The following is a 509-nucleotide window of genomic DNA, read 5'->3' on the forward strand; positions in this document are numbered from 1 at the left end:
GATGCAATCAGCAGTGCGGCAGATGCCGTTGTAAAAGCTTGGGATGCCACTATTCAATGGTTTTCTGATATGTGGAAAGGTCTGCAAGATGCAGCCAAAAATGCTGCTGATGGTATAAAGGATGCTTGGAGTAATATCACAGGTTGGTTTTCCAATCAATTTCAGGAGATTCAAGATGCTGCTGTCGGGATCTGGAATGGTGCAGTAGATGGTGCCAAGTCCGGAGTCAATGGTATAAAAGAAGCTTGGTCTGGTACAAAACAATGGTTTGCGGATCTATGGGAGGGCATAACTTCCACGGCTAGCGGATTAGTAGACGGGATCATGCAGTATATTGGACCACTTGTCTATGGGATAAGAAATGCATTCATGCATATGGGCTTGTTCCTCAGTAATTTGTGGAAAAACCTCGTAAATATTGCAAAAAATATCTTTACTATTCTGAAAAATGTGATTATGGCTCCGATGTTGTTCGTTACTTCTCTGATTTCAGATGGTTGGGATGAAGC

The 509-nt window shown here is 42.4% G+C and carries 1 pseudogene; it reads left to right on the top strand.

Annotation, left to right across the window (positions count from 1 at the left end):
- Positions 1 to 509: pseudogene (locus IGI58_RS18230) on the top strand (phage tail protein); the annotation flags it as partial.

Origin of the sequence: Enterococcus sp. AZ020, from assembly GCF_050499205.1 — a bacterium.
GTDB lineage: Bacteria > Bacillota > Bacilli > Lactobacillales > Enterococcaceae > Enterococcus_L > Enterococcus_L dunnyi.